At 34.8% G+C, this 26,731-nt stretch carries 23 protein-coding genes and 1 pseudogene; 3 read left to right on the top strand and 21 right to left on the bottom strand.

Annotated features, from left to right (window positions below):
* Positions 1 to 16: 16 nt before the first annotated feature.
* The 21 genes from ACECE_RS28005 to ACECE_RS0217655 all read right to left on the bottom strand — a co-directional run bounded on the left by ACECE_RS28005 (position 17) and on the right by ACECE_RS0217655 (position 25,828).
* Complete coding sequence (locus ACECE_RS28005; RefSeq protein WP_010249694.1) at positions 17 to 2,365, bottom strand: YgiQ family radical SAM protein; 2,349 nt, start codon at positions 2,363 to 2,365, stop codon at positions 17 to 19.
* A 561-nt stretch (positions 2,366 to 2,926) separates the two neighbouring features.
* Positions 2,927 to 5,287, bottom strand: a complete 2,361-nt coding sequence (locus tag ACECE_RS0217750) for a DNA translocase FtsK (protein WP_010249692.1) — start codon at positions 5,285 to 5,287, stop codon at positions 2,927 to 2,929.
* A gap of 151 nt (positions 5,288 to 5,438) precedes the next feature.
* A complete protein-coding gene (locus tag ACECE_RS0217745; protein WP_010249690.1) occupies positions 5,439 to 5,657 on the bottom strand; it encodes a YlzJ-like family protein in 219 nt (72 codons plus the stop codon).
* On the bottom strand, positions 5,654 to 6,421 hold the full coding sequence (locus ACECE_RS0217740; RefSeq protein ID WP_010249688.1) for a ClpP family protease: 768 nt from the start codon (positions 6,419 to 6,421) through the stop codon (positions 5,654 to 5,656). The genes ACECE_RS0217745 and ACECE_RS0217740 overlap by 4 nt, the downstream gene beginning before the upstream one ends.
* 219 nt (positions 6,422 to 6,640) lie before the next feature.
* Positions 6,641 to 7,846, bottom strand: coding sequence for a hypothetical protein (locus ACECE_RS28000; RefSeq protein ID WP_040428683.1), 1,206 nt, complete (start codon positions 7,844 to 7,846; stop codon positions 6,641 to 6,643).
* A 16-nt stretch (positions 7,847 to 7,862) separates the two neighbouring features.
* Positions 7,863 to 10,442, bottom strand: coding sequence for a hypothetical protein (locus ACECE_RS0217730; protein WP_010249684.1), 2,580 nt, complete (start codon positions 10,440 to 10,442; stop codon positions 7,863 to 7,865).
* Positions 10,443 to 10,486: 44 nt separating this feature from the next.
* Positions 10,487 to 11,005 carry a type II secretion system protein gene (locus ACECE_RS0217725; protein ID WP_010249682.1) on the bottom strand — a complete coding sequence of 173 codons (519 nt, stop codon included), beginning with the start codon at positions 11,003 to 11,005 and terminating at the stop codon, positions 10,487 to 10,489.
* Between the two features lie 8 nt (positions 11,006 to 11,013).
* Positions 11,014 to 12,246: a hypothetical protein gene (locus ACECE_RS0217720; RefSeq protein WP_010249680.1), complete on the bottom strand. Its 1,233-nt coding sequence runs from the start codon at positions 12,244 to 12,246 to the stop codon at positions 11,014 to 11,016.
* Between the two features lie 2 nt (positions 12,247 to 12,248).
* Positions 12,249 to 12,818: a PilN domain-containing protein gene (locus ACECE_RS0217715; RefSeq protein ID WP_010249678.1), complete on the bottom strand. Its 570-nt coding sequence runs from the start codon at positions 12,816 to 12,818 to the stop codon at positions 12,249 to 12,251.
* A gap of 35 nt (positions 12,819 to 12,853) precedes the next feature.
* Complete coding sequence (locus ACECE_RS0217710; RefSeq protein WP_010249676.1) at positions 12,854 to 13,411, bottom strand: PilW family protein; 558 nt, start codon at positions 13,409 to 13,411, stop codon at positions 12,854 to 12,856.
* 62 nt (positions 13,412 to 13,473) lie between these two features.
* On the bottom strand, positions 13,474 to 13,953 hold the full coding sequence (locus ACECE_RS0217705) for a type II secretion system protein (RefSeq protein ID WP_010249675.1): 480 nt from the start codon (positions 13,951 to 13,953) through the stop codon (positions 13,474 to 13,476).
* A 132-nt stretch (positions 13,954 to 14,085) separates the two neighbouring features.
* Complete coding sequence (locus tag ACECE_RS0217700) at positions 14,086 to 15,300, bottom strand: type II secretion system F family protein (RefSeq protein WP_010249674.1); 1,215 nt, start codon at positions 15,298 to 15,300, stop codon at positions 14,086 to 14,088.
* 425 nt (positions 15,301 to 15,725) lie between these two features.
* Positions 15,726 to 15,905, bottom strand: a complete 180-nt coding sequence (locus ACECE_RS32650; protein ID WP_456049029.1) for a hypothetical protein — start codon at positions 15,903 to 15,905, stop codon at positions 15,726 to 15,728.
* 5 nt (positions 15,906 to 15,910) lie between these two features.
* Entirely contained in the window at positions 15,911 to 16,270 is a 360-nt protein-coding gene (locus ACECE_RS0217690; RefSeq protein ID WP_010249672.1) for a twitching motility protein, read from the bottom strand.
* Positions 16,271 to 16,287: 17 nt separating this feature from the next.
* Positions 16,288 to 18,684 (bottom strand): ATPase, T2SS/T4P/T4SS family, encoded by a 2,397-nt coding sequence (locus ACECE_RS0217685; RefSeq protein WP_010249670.1) that lies wholly within the window; start codon positions 18,682 to 18,684, stop codon positions 16,288 to 16,290.
* Positions 18,685 to 19,126: 442 nt separating this feature from the next.
* Positions 19,127 to 19,711, bottom strand: a complete 585-nt coding sequence (locus ACECE_RS0217680) for a dipicolinate synthase subunit B (RefSeq protein ID WP_010249668.1) — start codon at positions 19,709 to 19,711, stop codon at positions 19,127 to 19,129.
* 3 nt (positions 19,712 to 19,714) lie between these two features.
* Positions 19,715 to 20,587, bottom strand: a complete 873-nt coding sequence (gene dpsA / locus ACECE_RS0217675) for a dipicolinate synthase subunit DpsA (protein WP_010249666.1) — start codon at positions 20,585 to 20,587, stop codon at positions 19,715 to 19,717.
* 286 nt (positions 20,588 to 20,873) lie between these two features.
* Positions 20,874 to 22,127 carry a M16 family metallopeptidase gene (locus ACECE_RS0217670; RefSeq protein ID WP_010249664.1) on the bottom strand — a complete coding sequence of 418 codons (1,254 nt, stop codon included), beginning with the start codon at positions 22,125 to 22,127 and terminating at the stop codon, positions 20,874 to 20,876.
* A gap of 33 nt (positions 22,128 to 22,160) precedes the next feature.
* Positions 22,161 to 24,272, bottom strand: coding sequence for a polyribonucleotide nucleotidyltransferase (locus ACECE_RS0217665; protein ID WP_010249662.1), 2,112 nt, complete (start codon positions 24,270 to 24,272; stop codon positions 22,161 to 22,163).
* 293 nt (positions 24,273 to 24,565) lie between these two features.
* The gene (gene rpsO / locus ACECE_RS0217660) at positions 24,566 to 24,829 is read right to left on the bottom strand and encodes a 30S ribosomal protein S15 (RefSeq protein ID WP_010249661.1); all 264 of its coding nucleotides are present in this window, start codon (positions 24,827 to 24,829) and stop codon (positions 24,566 to 24,568) included.
* Positions 24,830 to 24,997: 168 nt separating this feature from the next.
* Positions 24,998 to 25,828 carry a carbon-nitrogen hydrolase family protein gene (locus ACECE_RS0217655; protein WP_010249659.1) on the bottom strand — a complete coding sequence of 277 codons (831 nt, stop codon included), beginning with the start codon at positions 25,826 to 25,828 and terminating at the stop codon, positions 24,998 to 25,000.
* 174 nt (positions 25,829 to 26,002) lie between these two features.
* Between ACECE_RS0217655 and ACECE_RS27995 the strand changes: the two genes are divergently transcribed.
* From ACECE_RS27995 to ACECE_RS0217640, 3 genes and pseudogenes are all read left to right on the top strand, one after another.
* Positions 26,003 to 26,230, top strand: coding sequence for a spore coat associated protein CotJA (locus ACECE_RS27995; RefSeq protein WP_010249656.1), 228 nt, complete (start codon positions 26,003 to 26,005; stop codon positions 26,228 to 26,230).
* 11 nt (positions 26,231 to 26,241) lie between these two features.
* The gene (locus tag ACECE_RS0217645) at positions 26,242 to 26,490 is read left to right on the top strand and encodes a spore coat protein CotJB (protein WP_010249654.1); all 249 of its coding nucleotides are present in this window, start codon (positions 26,242 to 26,244) and stop codon (positions 26,488 to 26,490) included.
* Positions 26,491 to 26,534: 44 nt separating this feature from the next.
* A pseudogene (locus tag ACECE_RS0217640) lies at positions 26,535 to 26,720 on the top strand (manganese catalase family protein); the annotation flags it as partial.
* Positions 26,721 to 26,731 lie beyond the last annotated feature (11 nt).

Genomic DNA, 26,731 nt, shown 5'->3' with positions numbered 1-26,731 from the left:
TTCAACGATTAACATTTTATTTTATTATACTTTTCTTGTCAATTTTATTTGTTTTTTTGCCATTACCTTTTTTGTTTCCACTTCTTTTATCCTTTTTATTTGCAGTGTTTTTGATATTTGCATTTCTATTGTCATTTTTACTTTCTACACTTTTCTTTGAACTTTCTATGCTTTTCTTTGAACTTTCAATTTTTCTATTTGCATTTTTATTCATACTTGTGTTTGATTTCTTATCTATACCCTTGTTTGCAATTTTATTCTTCCTATCAAATGCACCGGCATTAACTTTATTTGTTTCAGTTTTATTTGCTTTTCCCCTGCCTTTTTCATTATTACTTTCTTTCCAATTATTTTTTTCTACTCTCCTGCCTTCTCCTTCATATCTATCTATTTTATTTGAATTTATCCTCTTCTTGTCCATCCTGTTATTTGCAGCATCTTTCTTTTTAGGAGTAGCTTTCTTTCCTTTCTCCCTTTCATTATCACCTCTGTGCTTAATTTCCGTTTCCTTTGAAAATCCATATTTATCTTTTCTCTTAGGCATTATAAGATACTTACTTCCAAAGCCAATAAGATCCTCTCTGTTTGCTGTTGTAAGCGCCTCATATACAAGGTTATAATTCTCTTTTTTCCTATATTGTAATAGAGCCCTCTGCATGGCCTTTTCCTTTGGTGACTTGGGTACATATACCTTTTTCATCGTTCTTGGATCAATTTCCGTATAAAACATACATGTTGACAAAGTACCCGGTGTAGGATAAAAATCCTGAACCTGCTGCGGTGTATAATTCATTTCCTTCAGATACAGTGCAAGCTCAATTGCTGCATTAAGGTCACTTCCCGGATGGCTTGATATAAGATATGGGACAAGATATTGCTCCTTATTTATCTTTTTGTTTATATCATAGAATTTCTTTACAAACCTGTCATATACCTTTCTTTGCGGCTTACCCATCTTTTCTAAAACCCTGTCAACTACGTGCTCAGGTGCAACTTTCAGTTGTCCACTTACATGATGCTTACATAGTTCAATGAAGAAATCGTCATTTTTATCCAGCATAAGATAGTCGTATCTTATCCCTGAACGAATAAATACTTTCTTAACTTCCGGAATCTCCCTGAGTTTTCTTAATAGTGCCAGGTACTCGCTATGGTCCACAATGAGGTTCTTGCATGGTTCTGGATAAAGGCACTGCCTTTCTTTGCATACTCCTTTTGTACTCTGCTTTTTACAAGCTTTATTCCTGAAGTTTGCAGTAGGTCCTCCGACATCGTGTATATATCCTTTAAATCCTGGTTGCCAGATGATCTTTTTTGCCTCATTTATAATTGAACTTTGGCTTCTTTTTTGAATAATTCTTCCCTGATGGAAATTGAGAGCACAAAAAGAGCAACCTCCATAACATCCTCTATGACTGGTTATGCTGAATTCAACTTCACTTATTGCAGGAACGCCCCCCTCACTTTCATATATTGGATGGTAAGTTCTCTCATAAGGCAGTGAATACACTCTGTCCATTTCCTTTTCATCCATAGGCATAATTGGAGGGTTTTGCACAAGATACCTGTCACCATGTTTCTGAATCATAGTGTGCCCTGTATATGGGTCCTGCTCATTATATTGGATAATAAATGCTTCAGCATATTTCTTTTTATTATCCACTACCTCTTCAAAAGATGGAAGAATAGCCAAACCGTTTTCACTGGCCTTGGAAGCACCGTCCACAAAATCCTTTATATTCTCAGGAAGGTTGTCCAATCCCGCAAGATATGCAGTGCCCCTTACATCCTTAATTTCACTTACAGGTACACCTTCTTTAAGCCTTTTTGCAATTTCCAGTATAGGCTTTTCCCCCATACCGTAGATTAAAAGATCAGCCTTTGAATCTACCAATATTGACCGTCTTACTTTATCATCCCAATAATCATAATGCGCAAATCGCCTTAAGCTAGCTTCAATTCCTCCAATTATAATTGGAATATCCTTAAAAAGCTCCCTTACTTTATTTGTATAGACAATAACAGCCCTATCCGGTCTTTTATGCCCTTTACCTCCAGGTGAGTACAGGTCATCGCTTCTGGTTTTCTTGCTTGCTGTATAGTGATTTACCATGGAATCTATTACCCCTGACGATATAAGCACCCCTAGTTTAGGACGTCCTAACGTCATAAAGTCATTACTTTTTTTCCAATCAGGCTGGGCAACAATCCCAACTTTATACCCTTCACTTTCCAAAATCCTGGTTATAATTGCATGTCCAAAACTTGGATGATCTACATAAGCATCTCCGCTTATATACAAAAAGTCCAACTCATCCCAGCCTCTATCCTTCATATCCTGCTTTGTTATCGGTAAAAAACTCATTAATTCGCACCCAATTTCTCTAAGTATATTTAATACTATATATTATACACAGATATTCCAATAATAAATAATTTGAAATGTATGTACTTGTATATTATAATATAGCTTGTTACATTATTAAAGCAAAGCTTTATATGTTTAGCTACAGCACTTTTTTAATAACAAGATACTGAAGCTATTTCAATTTAAAAAAAATAATTAAAGCTTATCTGCACTCAGCATACCCATATTGTTTTCTTGGAATTATATATGCAGAAAATAAAATTATAATCAAGCTATAACACAATTGACCATATCATTATCTTTAACCCCATAATTACTTCAATTACTATCAAGATATTCAAGAAAGAATTACTAGCCTTAAGAAAAAATAAAGTAAACTTATATTATTATATCTATGTGTGTAAATAACTATTATATTATGATTATAAGACATAAGTTAAACAGACCTTGGAAAACTCATTTATTATTGAGTTTCCAAGGTCCATTCAATTTAAAATAAGCATTAAAATTTTTTCCGTCATAGCCCAAATCTATATAAGTCGATTTCCATAAAATTCATTATGAGCCAGCATCACTTCTCATATTTAACTCATGCCACTGCTGCTTTGAAATCAAAACCTGTCTTGGCTTGCTACCTTCAAATCCGCCAACAATACCTCTTGCCTCCATCTGATCTACAATTCTTGCAGCCCTTGCATAACCGACTTTAAACTTTCTTTGTATCAGTGATACTGAAGCCTGCCCTGCCTCAACAACCAATTCCACAGCCTGTGGAAGCAACTCATCATTATCACCTGGATCTTCTTCCTGTATTTCCTTTTCACTGTTTATTTCTTCAATTATATTTTCATTATACTCAGCCGCACCTTGCGCTTTGATATATTCCACAACACTTTCAACTTCCTTGTCGGATACAAACGTACCTTTAACCCTTATTGGTTTGGGCTCTCCAACAGGATAGAACAGCATATCACCTTTACCTAGCAACTTTTCTGCTCCTGCCATATCAAGAATAGTCCTCGAATCTATCTGAGAAGATACTGCAAACGCTATTCTAGAAGGAATATTTGCCTTAATTACACCTGTTATAACATCTACTGAAGGCCTTTGAGTTGCTATTACAAGGTGCATACCTGCTGCCCTTGCCATCTGTGCAAGCCTGCATATGGCGTCTTCTACATCATTTGGAGCAACCATCATTAAGTCAGCAAGCTCATCAATTATAATCACTATCTGAGGCAACGGCTCTTCACCGGCATCTGGCTTCACAATTGCATTGTAACCTTTAATGTCCCTGACGCCTTTTTCAGCAAAAAGCTTGTACCTGTTCACCATCTCCTGAACTGCCCAATTCAAAGCTCCTGCTGCTTTCTTTGGATCTGTCACTACAGGTATTAAAAGGTGCGGTATTCCATTATATATTCCAAGTTCTACAACCTTAGGGTCTACCATAAGGAGCTTTACTTCACTTGGAGAGGCCTTATATAAAAGGCTTACGATTATACTGTTTATACATACACTTTTTCCTGATCCTGTAGCTCCGGCAACCAATAAATGAGGCATCTTACCAATATCAGCCACCATATTTTGTCCCGATATATCCTTACCAAGAGCAAAAGTCAATCTGGATGAGTTTTCCGCAAACTCTTTTGACTCAATTACTTCTTTTAAGAAAACCGCTTCAACTTCCTTGTTTGGCACTTCAATTCCAATTGCAGCCTTACCTGGAATAGGCGCCTCAATCCTAACCCCTGATGCCGCCAGATTCAAAGAGATGTCATCAGACAAGTTAACAATTTTACTAACCTTCACACCTGGACTTGGTTGAAGTTCATATCGCGTAACTGCTGGTCCTCTGCTTACATTAATTACCTTCGCCTCGACACCAAAGCTATTTAATGTCTCCTCAAGCTTTTTTGCACCTTTTAGCGCAGCATTCCTAAAGTCTGTGGAATTGCCAATATTTCCTTTATTATCTTCCAGAAGAGAGGCCGCAGGATATTTATAGTTTATGTTGGTTTTAGGCTTATGAGCAATTTCCTTATCTACAGAATCTTTAATTTTTTCCATCTCTGCAACATGGTTTCCCTTTTTCTTAAGATCCTTTACTATAAAGTCCACATTCTCATCTTCGTGCTTGAAATCATTAATTTCCAAATTGTGATCTTCACATTTTTGTTCTTTTATTTCACTAGCGCTTTTTTTGGATTTAAAGTCAAGCACCTTACTTTTTTCAAGCTTTTTGCCATTCATTACGATGTCTGGTTCAAATTCAACACCATCTTCATCCTGGCGTTTATCTGATTCAGGCAACTTTATACTTTCCTTCACTCTGCTAAAAGCTCCAAATAACGTATTCTTTAGTCTGATTGCCAAACTGGCAACTGATATATTTGTCAATAATATTATATCTATAACTGCTATGGTACTGATTATTATAATTGTACCCAAATTCTTAAAAAGCAACAGAAATGGAATACTTACTATCCCACCAAGAATACCTCCACCTTTTAAAACAGTCCCATCACTATAAAACTTTACCAAATAATTCATCGTACTCATATTTATATAATCGAGTTCTTTATAGCACCCTGTCTGTATCAACGCTGCTATTAAAAGCAACAGCACAGAAAGGTACATTAACTTGGAATTTATAAATTCGTCGTTTTTCTTAAAAATTACCAATACTCCATACACGATTAAAATAGGTGGTATAATTAGTCCAACTGGTCCTGTAAAACCTAAAACAAAACTTTTAACCATATTACCAAAAATACCTATTGAACCATTAAAATAAATGCCTAATAAAATAAGAATGCCAAACGCAAGCATTAAAATACCTATAATTTCATGATTATATTTTAATATTGCATTTTGTTTTTTCTTATATTTCTTCTTTTGTATTTTCTTTATTTTCACCTTGACACCCCCAGATAAATGTGTGAAAGAATCATACACAACTTAGCATAACACATTTTTGAGGTTTTATCTACATCCATTTCATGTCGCAACAGCACCCACAAGGCAAATGGTAAGTACTATAAATCAAAAATTTCGTCTATGTTACCTCTCATTTTATAAGACCTTCAATTATTTCTCCCGGCATCAATTTAGGATTCAAGTATGCTTTAGGAGATGTGCTTATAACCCTGTTCACTCTATAAGAATTATTAGATAATTGGGATACAACTACTTTTTCCCCTTCATATTCAATCTCTAAAAAATTATTATCACTACTATCCGTATTGCCAAAAACAACCTCTAAAGGCATAATTGAATATAAAATCACTGTAACCCCTCCTTACTGTCTATGTAGGAATTGGGATTTTCCTTCTTTTTTAGTTCTATCAGTTCATATAGCTTTTTTAACGCTTCATATAAACCTCCAGTACCATCTATAAGCCCCTGAGTTACCGCTTCTTCACCAAATAAAATTGTTCCCACATCATTTGCCAACTCTCCTGTTTTCAACATAAGACTTCTGAAAGTTTCCTTTGATATATTGCTATTCTTTGCCACAAATTGTACAACTCTTTCCTGCATCTTATCAAAGTACTCGAAGGTCTGAGGCACACCAATTACCATTCCGTTTAACCTTATAGGATGAATTGTCATTGTAGCAGATGGTGCAATAAAGGAGTATTTAGTCGATACTGCCATCGGAACTCCAATACTATGTCCGCCTCCTAAAACAAGTGATACTGTGGGTTTTGACATACTTGCTATCATTTCCGCTATTGCAAGCCCGGCTTCAACATCACCTCCAACAGTATTCAAAATAAGCAGAAGTCCGTCTATCTCCTTACTCTCTTCAATAGCAACCAATTGAGGTATTACGTGCTCGTATTTAGTTGTCTTATTCTGTGGTGGAAGTACAATATGCCCTTCAATCTGCCCTATAACAGTCAAACAATGTATATTCCCCTTCTCATTTGAAACCGAAGTCTTTCCCAGTTCTTTTATCTCTTGTATTTCTTCTTTCTTTTCCTTTTCCTCTATGTGCTCTTCGATAATTGAAGCCTTGTCGAATGTTACCTTGTTATCTCCGTTCAAAACATCACATCCCTTATTGAAAGTCTCTCTATTAGTATTCATTGTAAAAATAAAATTATTACATTAAAGAAAAAAAGATGTTTTGATGAATAAAAAAATACTATCAGCCACTTTGAAATGCACCTCAACGCTAGAGCTACAAATAAGACTGATAGTTATTGGGTAATAAAAATAAAAAACCCCGCTGATTTGCAGGGTTTTTATTAGTTGTTTTTTAGATTATTTCTTATAGAACTCGTTAATTTTGATGCTATCTATATAGAGGTTGTCGTTAACATTTTTTAACGTAACAAAATAATCATAATAATAAACTTCTTCCGCTCCAACCATTCCATTTGACTTTAACAAAGAAGCATCAAATGAAACAAAGTATCTTTTGTTCTTTGAAGAGTATCCCGGATGTTCTTGTACTTTTATATTGTTAAGCTTATTTATCTTCTCCATGTTAACCTGCAAAGGAAAAGCACTGTAATTAATCTTGACTTTATAATCCTGTGGATTTAAAAGCAAAGCATCCTTTTCATTAACCTTCATAGCACCTATTGTATTAAGAAAATCAGTAAATTGTGTATTTCCTGCTTCCCATTTTGATTTTAACAATATCATTCTTTCTTTATCAAGCTTTGTCAAATTATTAAAGAAACCTTCAATCACTGCTTTTTCACTATCAAAAACCTTTTTATCAGCTTCAATATTAAGATCAAGATATGCTTTCCTTGTCATAAATTCATTATTCATCTTAAACAGCCTGTTTTTGAGTCCTGGCTTGTAATTAGCTTCTTTAGCTGTAACTATTTTATATTGACCATTTTCTTGCGCAACTTCAACATCATACTTGACTTCAATTTTTATATTTTCGAATAAATCGCCAGTAGCAGCTTTACCTGCTATCTTATCATATAACCTAGTAACTGGATTTTGTACATAATACTGATCAAATAAACTATTTTCCAAAGCTTTTGCCTTTAACCCCAACTGAACAAAGTACAAAAAGTTTTCACCAGTCTTACCAATAAAACCAGAATTAATAACAGCCTTATTGTCTTTGTCCTTCAAAATTTCATACCCGACAATAGACAAGCCATTAATTTCAACGACTCTTGGTAAATGTATACCAATTTCAGGATTTCCATTACCTTCATCGATAGTTCTCTTCGCAATAAACGGTTTCAAAGTTTCTGGAATATTACCCGTGACAACATTTTGCGCATAACTATCAAAAGGCACACTATATACAGACTCGTAATACTTATTCAAAATTTCAAGTACCTTCTTATCCTCTTCAACACTTGTATCCGGAGTCTCCACCTTCTTTGGCTGTTCCGGAGGCTTTTCATCCTTCTTAAACAACATTGAACATCCTGTACTTGAAACTGTCACTGTAAGCATTGTAATGATTGCAAATAACTTTAGTTTTTTATTCATTAGATCCACCCCATAATTAGAATATGTCATATAAATTAATTCCCAAGCCTAGAAACTTATTTAAAAGGTTTATCCTCGCTGCTTTATTTAAGTAATTTAACTTATCTTCAGTGGTTGATACCCCCGTCGGTATTAAGAAACTCCCTGCAGGTGAACTAGTAGCAGTTGTTATAACATTCATTAACCCACTTTCACTATAATCAGTTCTACCTCCAGAAAAGCCAAGGAAAAAGTCAACATAAGGCGCATCACCAGTTGCAGCAGGATCAGCGATTACTTTAACAGCAGCATAATCCCCCTTATCTAAGTTAGCTCTTTCAATATCATTATTAATTTCTTTCGCTTTAGGGTAAAAAGTACCTCCTGTCGAATAATACCCGTCACCAGCTGCAATTATTGATCCGTATACACTAGCGCCTTCCTTTAAAATTACCTTTCCAGCAGTAACAATAATCCCATTAAAAGTATTATTAATTACCAAATTAACATCTGGCTTTTCATTTGCAATTATATAGTAGTCGGAGCCTCCATTTGTTACTCTAGCTGCACTTTTTGCATAAATTCTAATATCACTAGTAGGATCAATTATCGCTTTTTGATCATGGAATAACTCATCAATATCGTGATCACCAGTTACTGCACTAGAATTAGAAATATATAACATATGATCCTTAGCTACTCCTGTAACTTCACCATACTTCGTCTCAATAGCTTTGAGAGTGTCATTAAACTCTGTATTCTCAGCTGTAGCCCAAACATCACCACTAACTGGATATTTTCTAGATGTGTACCTATTAACCTTGTCAAGCAAATCATTATGAATATTACCACACAAACCTATTCCATGAGTCGGGTCACCATCTCCAAATAGTTCATCTCTCACACCAAGCATCGTATCTGTAGCATCAAATTTACCATCCAGAACATCACCGTCCCAATATTTTCCTCCATACTGTAATTTATTAGTTGCATCAAAAATATTATCCAATTTGTATGAACCTAAAGCCAACGTACCTTTAAGTACATAGAAATCGTTTCTATATGTACTAGTACTTTCATCTTCATATGGAGTAAATCCTGATCCTAATGGACACATATATATTTTATTATTAGCAACGGTTTCATATCTTGACCACCCTCTTATCTTACTAGGGGGAGTAAGGTTGTAAGTTCCTACAGTAGTATTTCTTTCGGTATCTATATAGCCAATCCAATCGTTAATCTTTGCAGGGTCGTATGGACTAACCATATCCCAAACCTGAAACTGATTCAAATAACCAATTAGGGTACTTCCTGGTGAATTAAATGCATTCCTTAAACTCATATGATATTTCGTAGCATCAGTCCAACCATCAGAATAAACTCTATAGTATGGCAATTCATTTTGAGGACTAGTGTCAAATGCAATAGAAGCATCCTCTATTAATCCTGCAACTGTACCGTCATCATTAGTTTTAAAAGTCGATCCACCCAAAATTACATCACCATTTATTGTTACCCTTGATCTGAAGGATCCTTGAGTATATGACAAATTTCTCGCAAGACTGTGAACTATTGCACTGTTTACTATTGCACTTGAATTATCATGATATGAGGTACTACCGCCAGTTGACAATCCGAACAAACTACCATTTATTGCTATAACAGAATCATCTCCGTTAATTTCCACATCATCAAAAGTATATGCATTCCTTAATGCGATAATCTTGTCATTATTTCCGAAATCCTGTAAACATTCAGCGATAGCATCTTTATATATTCGTATTTCACTATTGTCAGCATCAGTAGAAAAATATGGACCTGTCCTTATAAAGCTTCTGCTATAAGCATTGCCGTAAATATTCAGTTTACCATTATCTATTGCATAAATTCCACCAAAATATTCCTGATTTGGAATTCCTACTTTTTTAGGGTAAGAACCAAAATTAAAAACATCACCCTTAACTACAGTAGTTTTATTTAAATCGTTACCATCTATAAAAACGTCACCAATTGCCCATATAGCAGATTCTAATTGAGGCCTGAACGGACCAGCAACGCTAAAAGCTTTACGAGCATATACCTCTTTATTACCAGCATTGTAAGACGTATTAGGCGTAGAAAAAGTAGAATTGGCCTTTATACCTATATATATATCCAGCATTTTTGTGCTTGTATTCCATTCTGACCTTATATATTCAGGGTCACCTACCAATGACACCTTTGCTGAAGTGCTTGCAGGCAAACCACTTACTGAGGCAGTAACTCCTGCAATATCTATAAGCTGTGGTACCAATTTACCTGAATTTTTTACTATTTTAATAATAAAATCTGAATAATCCGCCTTGCTAGCATCATCATTAACATTAAGAGTACCAGGATAACTCCATCCAATTTTAGGCTTATTACATATTTCTTTTTCTATAACAGAAAACCAATTTTCTATAGCGGATTCACCTGCATAATATGCAAAGTCTACATTTTTATGACGTTTTGTTAAGGCAATACTATGCACAACAGTCTCCATAAGCAATGTACATAATATAACCAGTACAGTTACAATAATTACTACTGTAACTAGCGTAATGCCTTTTTTATTTTTCAGTACCCTATTCACAAATACGCCCCCCAAAAATCAGTATAGATAAAAGGTTTACTATATCAAATAACCTTACCTATGTCGACAGCAATCTTTAGTTTATTTACAACGTTCCCACTATCATATTCATTAATTATAATTAGGAAATTGTATACTCCCTCATATAACGGATTACGAAAATTATTATAATCAAAAGTGATACTGTACTTGTATTTCAAACTTTTAACTCCATTTTCCATTATCGGTAAATCAGAAACTGTATCTTTTTTTGTAGCATCATTTTTAGCTTTACGAATAATATCTGTAAAAGTATCAGTTAAAGTAAGTGGATCCCCATCTAGCTCAATATTTAAGCCACCAATATCTGTTATCACAGCATCATTTTTAAATCCATCACTTACAATTTGGGTAACAGTTCTGGTTATTGAATTTATTTCATTCTGCTTATCTATTTTTCTGGCATATATTTGAGTGTTCATAAACGCCATCATAATAGGCACAGACAAAAGCCCTAAAATGGCAAGGGCAATCATAACCTCAACTAATGACATACCTTTTCTATTTCTAATTAGTCTTTTCATAAAATCACCTATATGATATATACTTTTTCAGATTCGCTTTGATTCGAAATTGTATTACCATTTCTATCAGTAATTTTTAAACGGCTGACCTTATCCTCAAAATTAAGGTCAATGTTCTTACTTGAATTATTAATAATCTGAATATCAGCTCCAAGCTTCTGATTTTCTTTAATTTCTAAAGGAAAATAAGCACTAACATACATACTGATTCTTTCATTTTCTGTTTTTCCATTAATACTATATGTCTTACCAATACTATCTACAACAGAAACATCATAAGCATTACCACTAAAAGTTATCTTAACACTTGGCCTCTCATTACTTCTTATCATTATTGGTGCTCGAGCTCCATTACCCCTAACAGTAAAATTCTGTCCTGCATAAAGGAAACTGATAAGTTTTATTTCAATATCACTACGTTTTGCAACATTCTGCTGTATTGTGCTTCCTGATGCAGAACTTGTGTTTGTAGTAACATTATTTGTACCAACTGTATTTGCACTAACTGTACTTGAACCAGCTGCGGTAGAAGTTCCTCCAGTTGTTGGAACAAAAATCACACCATCACCATAGTCGAATCTATCAAACCTCTTACGACTATACTCATAAACCTTATCTAAATTACTCAAATTGAGAGAATACATATTGATTTTCATATTTATTGTGTATGTAAGTTCTTTACTTTGTTGATTTGGAACAGTCTGTGTATTCTGTGGAGGAGCAACATTACCAGCAACATTAGAAGGAGTATTAGGTGTCAATTTAAAAACAGTTAATTTTACCTTTCTAGAACCGCCCTCAATATAATTAATTAGATTCATGGCATCAGTGTAATTCATAATTGTATCAGTTTCAATGGCAAATTCATAATACTTACTTTTGGTAGCATCAGATGAATTTTCAATCGGCTTGCCAATGTTTATTTTGCTAAAGTTACTCTTAAAAAGTTTTGCCAATTTATCAATATACTCAATATTATCAGCTAAATTAGCCTCACTCATCAAATACTCTTCAAGCCTTTTATTCTGTACATTTTTCATTTCCAAATTTCTCTGGAGATTTGGAAGATTTTTAAGGTCATCTTCTAAAGCCTGTCTTTCCTTTTCAGCAGTCTCAATTTTCGCATTAACATCTTTAACTTGTGCCATAGCATCAACCAATACAAAATTATAGTACACTAATCCATATAAAATTAAGCCAATAAGTGTTAGAATAAGAATATCTCTAATTTTTTTAGACATACTTATTTACCTTCCTTTCCATCTACACCTACGTTGCCAACAACCAATTTCAAGGTAAATGTATTAGTTTGGTCTACAGTAATATCCTCTGCTATCTTAACAAAATCCAATCTCTGAACTTTTGACACAAGCTCTGCTATAGCTAAACTATCATCTGAGTTTCCAGAAATGTTTAACGTAGTGCCCTCATATTCAATTCTATTAATTTTACAACCTTTAGGTACTACACTATTAACTGTAGTAAGAATTTCATTTATAGAGTATACTTTCTTATCAATAGTATCCATTATATCGCTTTTAGTTTTAAGAACACCACTTACTTTAGTTATATCTGAATTAACCTTCTTAACTACATCATATTTTGGATCTTCTATTGCTTTTTGTACGTTACTAAGACTAACTTCTAATGACTTTATATATAACTTGGGTGCTACCAACGTAGCCCCTACAAATGCCAAAATTAAAATCAGAATTATTATTACCTTCGCTGAAATACCTGACGACGCAGGTTTACTAGGTGCGTAAGATGTAGTTGATTTAATATCTTCCGGCAGTAAATTTATATCCTTCATACTAATCCCCCTTGAAACTATTTATTATGGATACTCTATTTTATTTCTTTATATCTAACAGAAAACTCTGTGATAATATTCTCATTCACATTTCTACCTTTATATTTCGTTTTATTTAAATTTTCCGGTTTAATAGTAAGTATTATTTTTGTTGGTCCTGGAATCGTATCAACAGCAAAGGAACATTTGGTCAAATCCAATTTACCTACTACACCTTCATAACTACCACCACCAACACTTAGCTTCAACCCATCATAGCTTACACCGCTAACAGGATCAGTAAAAGTGCCAAACGACCATTTCCTTGCCGGATTCGTAGTCGGATCACGAAACTCAAACGTAATTTCGTCTATTTTTTTAGTTGAAACACTATTCATTTTCAAAGTAATAGTTTTTGCCTCTTCAATATCTTTCCTTATAAGACTTGTCACTTCCATAACTGAATACTGTTGATTCATATATTTTGTAGTTGTAGAGTAATCCTCTATCCCCGAAACAAATATAACAAAAATAAGCGGTGAAACCAACCCTACAATTGCTAATGAAATCAATAATTCAATTAATGAAAATCCCTTTTTATTTTTTATTAGCATTGTCAATCACCATAAACTTTCTCTGGCCGGCTTTTGACCGGCCAGAATTATAAGTACTTAAATTAGTTAATTTTTATTGTTGGATCACCACCAGTTTTTGGTGCAGGCACAACTGTAGCATTCATTTTAGATGGATATACTTCTATATGGTATCCGTTATTTTCATTCCATTGAGTCTTAAAATCTACTGAAGATGGTGCTGATCCATTCTTAGCATTCAAATAAGCCTTATATGTTTCAGTAGCAACTGTCTGGTCTTGTTGAAGTGCTCTTACAACAGTTGCCCAACTAGTAGAACCAGAAGTGATTCCAGTTGATCCATCTTTAAGGTACGTTAAATTAGCATCGCCAGTATCAACTATGTAAGCAACAAGTGCTTTCTGGATATTACCAGCCTGAGCAATGTCTGCTTTCTTTCTGCTGTTAGCAACAACACCTGAGAACATGCTGAATGCGATTACAGCCAAGACACCCATAATAGCTATAACTATCAAAAGCTCGATAAGTGAAAAACCTTTTTTGTTTCTTAACATTTTTTTCATACTTAACCCTCCTATAATTTGTCTTTTTTTATTATACTGCTTACTCACCATATCCTATTCCATAAAAGCTACAATTTGAAATCCCCCCCCCAAACCTTTTTTGGAATAAGACACTATCGTAAGCAAAATTCACTAGAAATCAGCATTCTGGTAAATACTCAACATAGGAACAAGTACAGCAAGTACAACAAAGGCAACAACAAAGGCTAAAACGATTGTTATAAGCGGTTCTATCAAAGCCATCAACTGCTGAATGGAAGTCTCAACCTCAGTATCATAAAAATCAGCAGCTTTTTCAAGCGTAAAATCCAGGCTTCCTGATTCTTCACCAATCCTTATCATTGACATAAGAAGAGGTGGAAAATATTTTACATTAAGTAATGGCTGAGTAAGTCCTTTACCTTTTTTTATTTCATCTATTACAGTATCAAATTTTTTAATGATAACTGCGTTACCAATTATTTTCTGAACAACTTCCATAGACTGAATCAGTAATACACCACTTGACATAAGAGTTCCAAGAGTCCTTGCAAGTCTAGATGTTGTAATATTTTTTGTAACACCCTTCACAATAGGTAGCGTAATTGCCAAATTTCCAAAGAACATTTTACCTGTTTCTGATTTTTTAAAAGCTTTCAAACCTGCTCCAAAACCAATAGCTCCAATTAAAATCGCCCACCAAAAATTCACAAAAAAGTTGCTTACCGCAATAAGTATCTTGGTGTATATTGGCAATGGTGTATTAAAATCTTTAAGTATTCCAACAAAAGACGGTACAACAAAAATCATTAATACAACTATTACCGCAACTGCTATAACTCCAACTATAATCGGGTATGTAAGAGCGCTCCTTATCTTGGCATTGATAGCATTTTGATTTTCGAACTGCTTGGCAAGCCTTTCAAACACTATATCAAGCTGACCACTAACCTCACCGGCTTCAACCATGCATATCATAATTTCAGGAAATATATCTTCATGCTTTCTCATTGAATTTGATAACGAAATACCTTTTTGAATATTCTCATAAATATCATTGAGACACTCTCTCAAGGTCTGGTTTGTGGTCTGCTGCTTTAATACATCCATACAAGATGCAATTGGCACACCTGCCTGAAGCACAATAGCAAACTGTCTGTTAAATATAGCTAAATCTTTTGTAGTAACCTTCTTCTTAAACAAACTAATAGTGCTGATGTCTGTAAAAGCATTTTTCTCCACTATCTCGATAGGAGTATAACCCTTATCCTCAAGAAGCCTTTTCAGCTCTTCTACGCTATCAATTTTAGTTTCACCTGAATACAATTTACCTGCTTCAGTTTTAACCTTGTAGCTGTATAACGGCATTTTTCCAACCCCCAAATAATCAACTGCATTAATTTATATCATTTTGTAACTAAACGAACAACATTAACATAGAACAAGCAAAACAAACATAAAACCTAGTTTTATTAGAAAGTATGCTGTGAAGAATTATTAAAAATTCAACTTAAACTTCGAAATGAAACATAATTTACAGATAAAATATGCAATATAGATTTTTGAAATCTTGGAAAGAAATTATTAAGGACGATATGTACATAAAACATAGATACAAGGACTACTAATGTTAGATAAGACATACTCAACCCAACCTCCCAAATAATATACACTCCAAGTAAAAATAAATAATATCTCTATAATATTCTTTTAATATATAAAACCTAATCCAAATTCTATCTTTATATTAATTATATTTTACAACATATCCAAAAAAATTACTAGTACTTTTTTTACATTGATATTATTTTTCTCAAATTATCCATATCAACCGAGTACTGGCAAGCACTTTCATAGTCAATAAGCTCCTGCTTATAAAGATCCGCAAGGCATGTATCCATGGTGTACATTCCGAATTGTGATCCGGTCTGTATACATGTATTAATCTGATGTGTACGGCTTTCACGAATCAAATTTGCTATAGAAGGTCATAAACAAGTCCCGGGAGACCTAAATCCTCAATTTTTGGTACATCCTGAGGGATCGTTCTAAAAGCTATAGCACATGTGCCCCTTTGTTTGAACACATTTACCCTAAAACGCGCTATACCTGCAATAGCATATGAAGAGTCCACCTCTCCAGTATCAAGGAAATACTCATACAACCTGCTATTCAGACATTGTTTCGCCAATTCTACACAATCATGTGGGGTTAGAATTGGTTCATCAAGGTTTATCAAGTCTCCATGCAACCTGATAACTGGTGGTACACCTGCGCAAACATGAAGGTCTGAAGCTCCACTGTTTACTGCCTTAGTAAGAATCGCATTTAGATCCATATGTTACATCCTCTCATTTAATCTTTTGAAAACGCTATTTTTAGCATTTCATCAATCGTTGTAACACCGTTTTTAACAAGTCTCGCACTATTCATACGCAAAGTTTTCATGCCATTTTTAATTGCTACATCCTTTATTACATCGGAATTTTCATTTTTTGCAATCATTTCCCTGATTTCTCTGTTTACTTCCATTATTTCATAAACAGCTATTCTGCCTTTATACCCCATATTATTACACTCTGGGCATCCATTTGCCTTATATATCGTAACCTCTTCGCCCTCTTCAATATCTAAAATATCCCGGTCCTGCTCAGTGAGCTCTAATAGTTCTTTGCATTTCGGGCATAATCTACGTACAAGTCTTTGAGCTATAATTCCAACTACAGCCGAAGACATCAAAAACGGTTCTATCCCCATATCAATCATTCTTGTAATTGAGCTTGCAGCATCATTTGTATGAATTGTACTAAATACAAGGTGACCAGTGATAGCTGATCTAGTTGCTATTTCAGCTGTCTCACCATCACGAATTTCTCCTACCATTATTATATCAGGGTCCTGCCTTAAGAAAGACCTCAATGCTGCAGCAAAAGTCATTCCTGCCTTAACATTAACCTGAACCTGATTTATTCCTCTTATAGTGTTTTCCACAGGATCCTCAACCGTAAGGATATTTACGTCAGGAGTACAAAGCTCTTTTAAAGCCGTATACAAAGTAGTTGATTTACCACTTCCAGTAGGTCCTGTAACAAGGATAATGCCATGTGGATTTGATATAATGCTATCAAACTTTTCCATATCATCTTCAAAGAATCCCAGTTGCTGCTTAGTAACATTGAAACCATCTTTATCTGCTATTCTCATTACAATCTTTTCGCCGAACATGGTTGGTAGTATGGATACACGGAGGTCATAGTTCTTTCCGTCTATATTAAGAGAAATTCTACCATCCTGTGGAATTCTTTTCTCTGCTATATTCAGACCACTTATTATTTTCACCCTCGCAGACATGGAAGGCATAATCTTCTTATCATATCTCGCAATCTCAACAAGCTGTCCGTCTATTCTATAACGCACCAATACACCGTCTTCCTGAGGTTCGATGTGAATATCACTTGCTCTGCTCGCAACAGCCTTTTGAAATATTATGTTAACCATTTTAACAATCGGAGCATTTTCAAGATCTGATATATCTACAGTTTCTTCTTCCGCTTCAGCTTCTTTAATTTCTACTGCAATTTTTTCATTAACTTTCTTCAAATCTTCATCTAATTCTGCAATTTTTTTCTCACCTGTAGAACCAGATTTATTACTATGAGATTTGTCATAATAAACATTAAGATACTTATTAATCAACTCTTCTTCAGCAAGGCACGGAATAATTTCAAGTCCAGTGGTAAGTCTCAGGTCATCTATTGAAAAAATATTCATAGGGTCACTCATAGCAACTTTAAGAGATGTATCTGTCTTATTAAACGGAATCAATTTGTGCATTCTTGCTATATTTTGAGTAACCAGTTTTATTGCTTCGTCATCAAATTCAATAGAGTCAAGATCAATAAACTGGACGCCCATTTGTTTTTCCAAAAATTCATAAAGTGATTTCGTATTAATAAATCCTTCTTTTACAAGAATTTTACCAATAAGTTCACCATTTTTAGATTGAATTGCCAATGCCCTATCTAGCTGTTCCTGTGCAATAACTCCTGATCTGACAAGCAAGTTTCCAATCTTATCTTTAAAAAGACCATTCTCGTTAAAACTATTTCCGCTACCAAAATTATTGGATTGTATATTATTTGAGATAGTATTTAAATCTAAATCCGGTAATTCAACATCCTGCTTTATTGTATTATAAGTACCTCTGTCAAGCAACATTTCTTCTTTTTCTTTAATCGGATCAGGCCTTTGTATTTCCGGCATTTTAACTTCTTGTATTGGTGCCTGAGCTTTAACCTCTTTAGGCTTTTGTTCTTCACCATAAAACTTTACAATAAGTCTGTCGATTTCATTACCATCGGCAAGAACAGGCCTTATTTCAAGTCCGGTTGCAAGACGTATATCATCAATAGAAAATATATCTGTGGGATCTTTCATGGCAACTGTCAATACACTATTTTCTTTTTCTATAGGTATTACTTTATATCTATGTGCAATATTTTTCGTTATAAGACTAGGAATGCTCGAATCTTTGATTTCTTGACTTGACAAATCTACAAAAGAGATGCCCATTTTTGTGGCATTTGCCATCATGACGTCCTTTTTGGTTACAAGTCCAAGCTCAACAAGAACGTCCTCAATACTTCCTTTGCTTTCACGCTGGATGTCCCATGCTCTCTTTAGATCTGTAATTTTTAAAGCGCCCATTTCTAAAAGTATTTCATCAATTCCTCTAGTATCTATTCCTACCATTTTGAACCCCCAAATAACATTTAGTTATATATTACTTAACGCGATTACACTGTAATTGACACTACAAAGAATTCTTTCAAATCTTTTAATAGATATTCTATACTAAAGTTTATTCTTTGTGAAGTATAAATTATTCTTTAAATATATACATAATAAACTTTTTTATAAAACTCATATTCATATGTATTTCTTTATAACCAACCTCTTATCTTGTACATGCTAATACCTATTTTAGCACGTTTTATTAGTATACTCAAGCACCTAATTAACCATTTATGATTATTTTATGAACTTTTCATTAATTTTTTATTAATTTTTATATTATATTTCACCATTAACCTGAATTTTGGTAGATTTCAAATTTTTAACTCATACTATTTCATTTAATAGCCCAAATAAAAAAAGTGACAAAGTCACTTTTTTTATTTAAGATGTTTTTCGTTTAGTATTTTATAAGTAACGGTTGGATCTGTTTGCCATTTAATGCAGCTTCTATTGTGGGAATTATTAAAGTTGTATCTGCCACAACGGAATTCGGCTTACTATCCGGTCCGTCCTGTCCAAAAGGAACCATGTATACATTCTTCATATTGAGCAATAAACCGATATTTTTTGCGTTTACACCTAGGCCATCATTGGTTGAAATTGCAATTACCAGAGGCTTCTGATTTCTCATATGTGCCTTTGAAGCCATAGTTACCGCAGTATCTGTTATACCGTTTGCAATTTTAGCAGCGGTATTTCCAGTACAGGGTGCAACAACAATTAAATCTACCAATGACCTTGGTCCAAATGGTTCTGCGTCAATAATTGAATCAATAATTTTCTCTCCTGTAATACCTTCCAATTTTAATCTTAAGTCTTTTGCAGTGCCGAATCTGGTGTCAAATTTATCTACTGATCCTGAAATTATAGGAATAACTTTTGCCCCAGTACTAACAAGTTTTTCAATCTCGGGAACCACTTTACTGATTGTGCAGAAAGAACCCGTAAGTGCAAATCCGATTTTAATTCCATCCAACTGCATTTTCTATACCCCCAACTCATTAATTATATTGTAGACAGTATCTTTAATAAACTCCGCTGCTGTAACTGGAGCCACTTTTCCCGGCAATGATAGCGCCCAAATTGTTTTAACTCCCTGCTCTTTAGCTTTTTCGAAATCCACTCCTCCAGGTTTGGATGCAAGATCAATTATAAGGCTGTCTTTTTTTACTTTTCTGAGCATATTTCCGTCAAGAACTACAGATGGTATTGTGTTAAATATGACGTCCATACCAGCTAAGTTGTTTTCCATTTCCGTTATGTGAACAGGCTTATAACCATAGCCTCTAATCCATGCTAAATCAGAACATTTTCTAGCCTCTACATAAACATTGCAGCCTAAACCAAAAAGCATTTTTGCAAGAATCTTACCTATTCTTCCAAACCCAAGAATCATTGCATTGCAATTGTGAAGTGTAATTGGCATTTCCTCCATAGCAATCTGAATAGCCCCTTCTGCTGTAGGTATCGCATTCAATACCGCCATTTCTTCCCTTTCCAGCAAATCAACTGAATAGACATTATACACTGATGCTGCATGAAGGATCTTTTCACTTATTCTTCCAGCAATAAACAACTGATTCTTTGTCATTGTTTTGAATACATCCTTTATGTAAATTTTATCTGGATAAAATGGTGCATTGATATTTTCATTATCATTTGAACAAGGCAACGGTCCTATAACTACATCTGATTCTTTTATTGCAAGTTCCAAGCTTAGGCTTTCTTCCATTCCCAACTCAAAACTCGCACTCTTAAATCCGTATATGTCAACCTTGTTGCCCTCTGCTGCAATTAGGTTTGCAAGTTTTACGCTTCTTAAATCGCCACCCAAAACCGTGAACCTTTTGTTTGTCATTTTAGCAGATCCTCCCTTCATCTTGAAAACACGGAACAAAACAGACCTTCGCACATACGCTTTTACTATATGTAACAATTTATGGCGACTAATACATCTTATGTTTTTTGTAAATCTAAAGTGCTTGTACAAAATGTTAACCAAATAAAAAAAGAGCTTTACAGTTTAAGGCTGCAAAGCTCTTTTTTCGTGATGTAAATACGCTTCTATTTTTACATATGGCTTATTTGATATCAATTAGCCATAATGTAAAAAACACAAGTAATACATTTACATTTTTTAATTATTAAATATATTTTCCAAGATCAATATCGCTTTTTATGTTACCCACAGCTGCAAGACTAATTTTTTCAATCTGGAAAACTCTCTTGATAACTTCATTGACCTTTTCGTTATTAACAGCATCAATCTTATTCAAGACTTCTTCCGGCGAATTTATTATCCCAAGCATTAATTCAGATTTTCCCAGACTGTTCATTCTGCTGCTAGTACTTTCTAGTCCAAGGATGTAGCTTCCTTTAAGTTGCTCTTTAGATTTTGCCAGTTCATCCTCTGAAATTCCATACTTTTCAAGAATCCTGATGTCGTTCATAACAAGTCTTAAAAAAGTATCCTGATGTCGAGGATTCATACCCGCATAAATAGTATAAAGTCCTGCGTTTTTGTACGAAGAAGGATATGAATAAATAGAGTAAACCAGCCCCATTTCTTCACGAATCTTTTGAAACAATCTGGAACTCATGCCGCCTCCAAAGACATTATTGACTGCAAGCAGCGGGTACAAATCGTCGTTACCATGCTCAATGCCTTCAAAGCCCAAACATATATGCATTTGTTCAGTATCTTTTTCCTTAATTTTTTTGCTTGCCTTAAAACTGACTTTTCCAAATTGATTTTCAAGAGTTTTATCTGTATGCCAGCTTCCAAAATTTCTTTTTATACTTTCAACCAGGGAATTTTCATCATAATTGCCAGCAACAGCTATTACTGTATTACTAGGCAAATAGTGACCGCTAATATAATCAATAATAGTATCCCTGTTTATTTTATGAAGACAATCATGCGTACCAAGGATTGGCATCCCTAAGGCATCACCATCCCATACTGTTTCAGGTAAATAGTCATGTACAAGATCTTCAGGCGAATCCTCATACATGCCTATCTCTTCAATAACAACTTTTCTTTCAACATCAATATCCTTTTTGGAAAACGTTGAATTAAAAAACATGTCGGTTAATAGGTCCAGAGCAATATCTATATGCGTATCCAAAGTCTTTGTGTAGTAGCAGGTACATTCCTTTCCTGTAAAAGCGTTTATTTGACCGCCTATACTATCAATACTTTCTGCTATTTCTTTTGCACTTCTTTTATTCGTGCCTTTAAAAAGCATATGTTCTATAAAGTGAGATACTCCGTTTATTTCTATTGTCTCATTCCTAGAACCTGTACCTACCCAAACTCCTACAGATACCGACCTTACATACGGTATCTTCTCACAAATAATTCTAACGCCATTGTCCAACGTTATACGTTTTAGCATAAACCCTCCGATTAACAATTAGAGTTTTTTAAACTACTGTTCATTACCCTCCTGCGAATCGTCCATTGCATCTTTTCTTGAAAGGTTTATTCTACCCTGCTTGTCAACATCAAGAACCTTCACAAGAATCTCATCCCCGATGTTTACTACATCTTCAACTTTTTCCACTCTCTTTTTGTCAAGCTTGGAAATATGGACAAGTCCTTCCTTACCCGGCAAAAACTCAACAAACGCTCCAAATGTAGTTACACGCATTACTTTACCCATATATATCTGGCCAGGTTCTACATCCTTTGCAATACCTTCAATCATCATCAATGCCCTTTGCGCTGCCTGCGAATTTGAACTCGAAATAAATACTTTTCCGTCATCTTCTATATCAATCTTTACACCTGTGTCTGCAATTATTTTATTGATCATCTTACCGCCAGGTCCTATAACATCTCTTATTTTATCAGGGTTAATAGCAGTAGTAATAATCTTAGGCGCATATTTCGACATTTCTTTTCTTGGCGCAGGAATTGCTTTTAAAATTACATCATCTATAATTTGCAGACGACCTTTTCTGGTCAATTCAAATGCCTGCTCTACTATCTCTTCTGTAAGTCCATCAACCTTTATATCTACTTGAATTGCAGTAATTCCGTCTTTTGTACCAGCTACTTTAAAGTCCATATCCCCAAAGAAGTCCTCTATTCCCTGTATATCCATGAAAGTAACAAATCTACCAGGTTCATCTTCATCAACAACCAAACCGGCAGAAATACCCGCAACTGGCTTTTTGATAGGTACACCTGCATCCATAAGAGCTAGTGTGCTACCACATACACTTCCCTGAGAAGTTGATCCGTTTGACATTAATACCTCAGAAACAAGTCTCATTGTATAAGGAAACTCTTCCTGTGATGGAATAACCGGTTCAAGTGCCCTTTCGGCCAATGCACCATGCCCGATTTCTCTTCTTCCGGGACCTCTTGAAGTCTTGGCTTCTCCTACACTGTAGCCAGGGAAATTATAATGATGCATATATCTTTTTGTTTCTTCAAGTTCGATTCCGTCCAGCACCTGAACATCTCCCAAAGCCCCAAGAGTAACTATTGTAAGAACTTGTGTCTGTCCCCTCTGGAAAAGTCCTGAACCATGAACCCTAGGCAAAAGGCCAACATCCGCGGAAAGAGGTCTTATTTCATCCAACCTTCTTCCATCTACCCTTTTCCCTTCCTTCATAATATATTCTCTGACAACCTTCTTCTCCAGCTTGTACAATGCCTCATCAATGATAGATTCCATTTCTGGGAAGGTTTCTGCAAGATGCGCTTTTGTATCTTCAGTAAGCTTTGCAATATTCTCATCTCTAACCTGCTTGTCCACAGCGAGAACAGCTTCTCTCATTCTTGCATACCCAAATTCTTTGACTGCCATAAAGATTTCGGCTGGTACCTCAGCAGATTTATACTCGAATTTGGGCTTTCCAATTTCTTTTACAACACTATCTATAAAATCGCATATCTTCCTGATCTCCTGATGTCCTTGCCTGATTGCATCAAGCATTACATCATCAGGTACTTCATTTGCACCAGCTTCAATCATGACTATTTTTTCTCTTGTAGCCGCAAGAGTAACGTACATCTGACTCTTTTCACGTTGTTTTGCATCAGGATTTATTACTACTTTACCATCAACAAGTCCTAATATTACACCACCTACAGGACCGTTAAACGGAATATCTGAAATTGACAATGCCATTGAAGCTCCCAAAAGAGCAGCAACTTCAGGCGAATTGTCCTGATCTACAGACATAACAGTGTTTACCAGTGCAACATCATTTCTAAGATCTTTTGGAAATAGTGGTCTTAATGGTCTATCAATTACTCTCGAAGTAAGTATTGCCTTCTCGGAAGGTTTACCCTCCCTTTTAATAAAACCACCTGGAATCTTTCCTACAGAATACAATCTTTCTTCATAGTCCACGCTTAAAGGAAAGAAATCTATCCCTTCCCTTGGCTTTGCTGAAGCAGTTGCATTTGATAGAACTACAGTATCGCCATATCTTACCATTACTGAACCATTAGACAATTGAGCCAATTTTCCAGTTTCAATCACTAAAGTGCGTCCAGCTAATTCCATACTAAAACTATTTTGCATCAGTTTATCCTCCTCTTGTCTTAACCACAGACTGTAGGACGTAGATTCTACAGCAAATTGATATACTCTACTGGAATTTGCCGTACAATCTACCTTCTACATGCCTGTAGTACTTGTATTTTATATTAAACACTTCAAAAGTAAATTTTTCATTTATTATTCCACATAAAAAACTATTGTATTTATGAATTATACAAAAATATATAATACAGTATATACCGCTGTTTATAAAAATAAAGGTAACTAATTACCTTTACAATATTAAAAGAATGAGCGGAATACTCCGCTCATCATTATTTCCTGATATTCAATTTCTCGATTATCACACGATATCTAGCGATATCAATCTTCTGAAGGTAGTTTAACAATCCCCTTCTCTGACCAACCATCATTAAAAGACCTCTTCTTGAGTGATGGTCTTTCTTGTGAACTTTTAAATGATCTGTTAAATGATTGATTCTTTCTGTAAGAATTGCAATCTGAACTTCAGGTGAACCTGTGTCACCTTCATGAAGCTTGTGAGTATTGATTATTTCCTGTTTTAACTCTTTTTGCATGTAAAAAATCCTCCTTAAATTTTATCGCCATTAGCCAAGTAGAAGGACGGAGTAACCTTGAACCGAGCAAATGGTTTACTTTACCTAAAACATTTTAACATACGAATTATGAACTGTAAAGAATGAATTTTATATATACCAACTAATATTTAGCTTATTCTTTAAACATTATTTTTCGTAAACTTCATATATATCCTCTCTTCTGTGCTTTAATAAAGGAAGTTCATTTCTTACTTTAGTAAGCTTCGAAAGATCTATATTTGAATACAAGATATCTTCTTCTCCTCCCAAGCGTACCAGAACTTCCGCAAACGGATCCACTACCATTGAATTCCCATAGGCAACATAATTAGCATTTTCATTTCTGGCAGGTGATACTGCTGCAATAAAAACCTGATTATCTACAGCTCTTGCCCTCATTAAAAGTTCCCAATGAAGGGGCCCCGTTGTCATATTAAAGGCAGCTGGAATCACTATCATTTGAGCTCCCTTTAGAGCCATAAGCCTGAACAATTCCGGGAATCTTACATCATAGCATATGGCAATGCCGATTTTACAACATCCTATATCAACAACTGTAATATCATTTCCCGGAGCGAGCATATCCGACTCTCTAAACTCAATCTTACCTGGTATATTAACATCAAACAGGTGTACCTTTCTATGTCTTCCTATAGTATTCCCATTATCATCTATAGCAAAACAGGTATTATATAGTTTTTCTTCTGCAAGTTCCGGTATCGAACCGGCAATTATGTGAACCTTAAACTCTCTTGCCGCTTTTGATATGGATTCTATTGTCTTTCCATTTACCAGGTTCTCTGCATAAGCACGGAATTTACTGTTATCATATGGGCAGTTAAACATCTCTGGCAATATTACTACATCAGCATTATTCTTCGCAGATGTTTCAATCATTTTGATTGCCTTTTCAATGTTAATATCCTTGTCGTCAATTACCTTCATCTGACATAAAGACACCTTTATTGTTGAATCCATTTTCTGCTCCTTCAAAGTAATATTTTAACTATTCCTATATCATTATTATACTTCACCATCTTTATCATTTGCACTATAAATAATTGTATTTAAAAAAGTGCGGGCTTTAAGAACATTTCAACTTATATTCGAATATTATGTTAATAAAAATAACAATTTGGAAGGAGTTTCAAGATGCTATATCCAAATTCAAACGCCGGAATGATGAGCAATAAGAGTAACAATGCGCCTTGCACTATGCCCGCAACAATGCCGACTGTACCTTTGCTTGCTCATGCTTACGTTCCGTTTCAAAACCTTGTAAGTATTTATCCACCAATGAAGGGATTAGCCGCAGGTACTATTTTCCCCGAACTTGACAGACCATATGGTGTAGACCCTGAATATACTGTTGATGCTTAGGAGGTGTCATAATGGATCAAAATCGTGAAAACTTACTAAAAGAGGTTATGGCTGCTGATTTTACTGTTACCGATCTGCTTCTATACCTCGATACACACCCATGTGATCAAAATGCCATAGCAATATATAACAATTCTGTTCAAAGATCTCTTATGTTAAGGCACGAATACGAAAGATTGTACGGTCCTATAATTGCTCAATTAACCCCCAGCAGATATCCGTGGCAGTGGATTGAAAGCCCTTGGCCATGGGAAAAATGACAGTTTAATTCATTTAATAAAGTCTAATTTCAGGAGGTCATAAAATGTGGGTTTATGAAAAGAAGTTGGAGTACCCCGTAAAAATTAAGGCACCCAATCCTAAAATGGCAAAATACGTTATCACTCAATATGGTGGACCAGATGGCGAGTTGGCTGCATCTTTAAGGTATTTAAGTCAAAGATTCAGCATGCCAACGAATGAAGCAAAAGCAATTCTTAACGATATAGGTGTATCGTTATC

This window comes from Acetivibrio cellulolyticus CD2, assembly GCF_000179595.2.
GTDB classification, from domain to species: Bacteria; Bacillota; Clostridia; order Acetivibrionales; family Acetivibrionaceae; genus Acetivibrio; species Acetivibrio cellulolyticus.
The sequence above is the reverse complement of the archived record's forward strand: the minus strand, read 5'-3'. Positions and strand labels throughout refer to the sequence as shown.

Coding starts and splice junctions, on each gene's coding strand:
- ACECE_RS28005 (WP_010249694.1), bottom strand. CDS start 2,365: ATGAGTTTTTTACCGATAACAAAGCAGGATATGAAGGATAGAGGCTGG.
- ACECE_RS28000 (WP_040428683.1), bottom strand. CDS start 7,846: ATGAATAAAAAACTAAAGTTATTTGCAATCATTACAATGCTTACAGTG.
- ACECE_RS0217725 (WP_010249682.1), bottom strand. CDS start 11,005: ATGAAAAGACTAATTAGAAATAGAAAAGGTATGTCATTAGTTGAGGTT.
- ACECE_RS0217720 (WP_010249680.1), bottom strand. CDS start 12,246: ATGTCTAAAAAAATTAGAGATATTCTTATTCTAACACTTATTGGCTTA.
- ACECE_RS0217715 (WP_010249678.1), bottom strand. CDS start 12,818: ATGAAGGATATAAATTTACTGCCGGAAGATATTAAATCAACTACATCT.
- ACECE_RS0217710 (WP_010249676.1), bottom strand. CDS start 13,411: ATGCTAATAAAAAATAAAAAGGGATTTTCATTAATTGAATTATTGATT.
- ACECE_RS0217705 (WP_010249675.1), bottom strand. CDS start 13,953: ATGAAAAAAATGTTAAGAAACAAAAAAGGTTTTTCACTTATCGAGCTT.
- ACECE_RS0217700 (WP_010249674.1), bottom strand. CDS start 15,300: ATGCCGTTATACAGCTACAAGGTTAAAACTGAAGCAGGTAAATTGTAT.
- ACECE_RS0217690 (WP_010249672.1), bottom strand. CDS start 16,270: ATGGATCTAAATGCGATTCTTACTAAGGCAGTAAACAGTGGAGCTTCA.
- ACECE_RS0217685 (WP_010249670.1), bottom strand. CDS start 18,684: ATGGTAGGAATAGATACTAGAGGAATTGATGAAATACTTTTAGAAATG.
- ACECE_RS0217680 (WP_010249668.1), bottom strand. CDS start 19,711: ATGCAGTTGGATGGAATTAAAATCGGATTTGCACTTACGGGTTCTTTC.
- dpsA (WP_010249666.1), bottom strand. CDS start 20,587: ATGACAAACAAAAGGTTCACGGTTTTGGGTGGCGATTTAAGAAGCGTA.
- ACECE_RS0217670 (WP_010249664.1), bottom strand. CDS start 22,127: ATGCTAAAACGTATAACGTTGGACAATGGCGTTAGAATTATTTGTGAG.
- ACECE_RS0217665 (WP_010249662.1), bottom strand. CDS start 24,272: ATGCAAAATAGTTTTAGTATGGAATTAGCTGGACGCACTTTAGTGATT.
- rpsO (WP_010249661.1), bottom strand. CDS start 24,829: ATGCAAAAAGAGTTAAAACAGGAAATAATCAATACTCACAAGCTTCAT.
- ACECE_RS0217655 (WP_010249659.1), bottom strand. CDS start 25,828: ATGGATTCAACAATAAAGGTGTCTTTATGTCAGATGAAGGTAATTGAC.
- ACECE_RS27995 (WP_010249656.1), top strand. CDS start 26,003: ATGCTATATCCAAATTCAAACGCCGGAATGATGAGCAATAAGAGTAAC.
- ACECE_RS0217645 (WP_010249654.1), top strand. CDS start 26,242: ATGGATCAAAATCGTGAAAACTTACTAAAAGAGGTTATGGCTGCTGAT.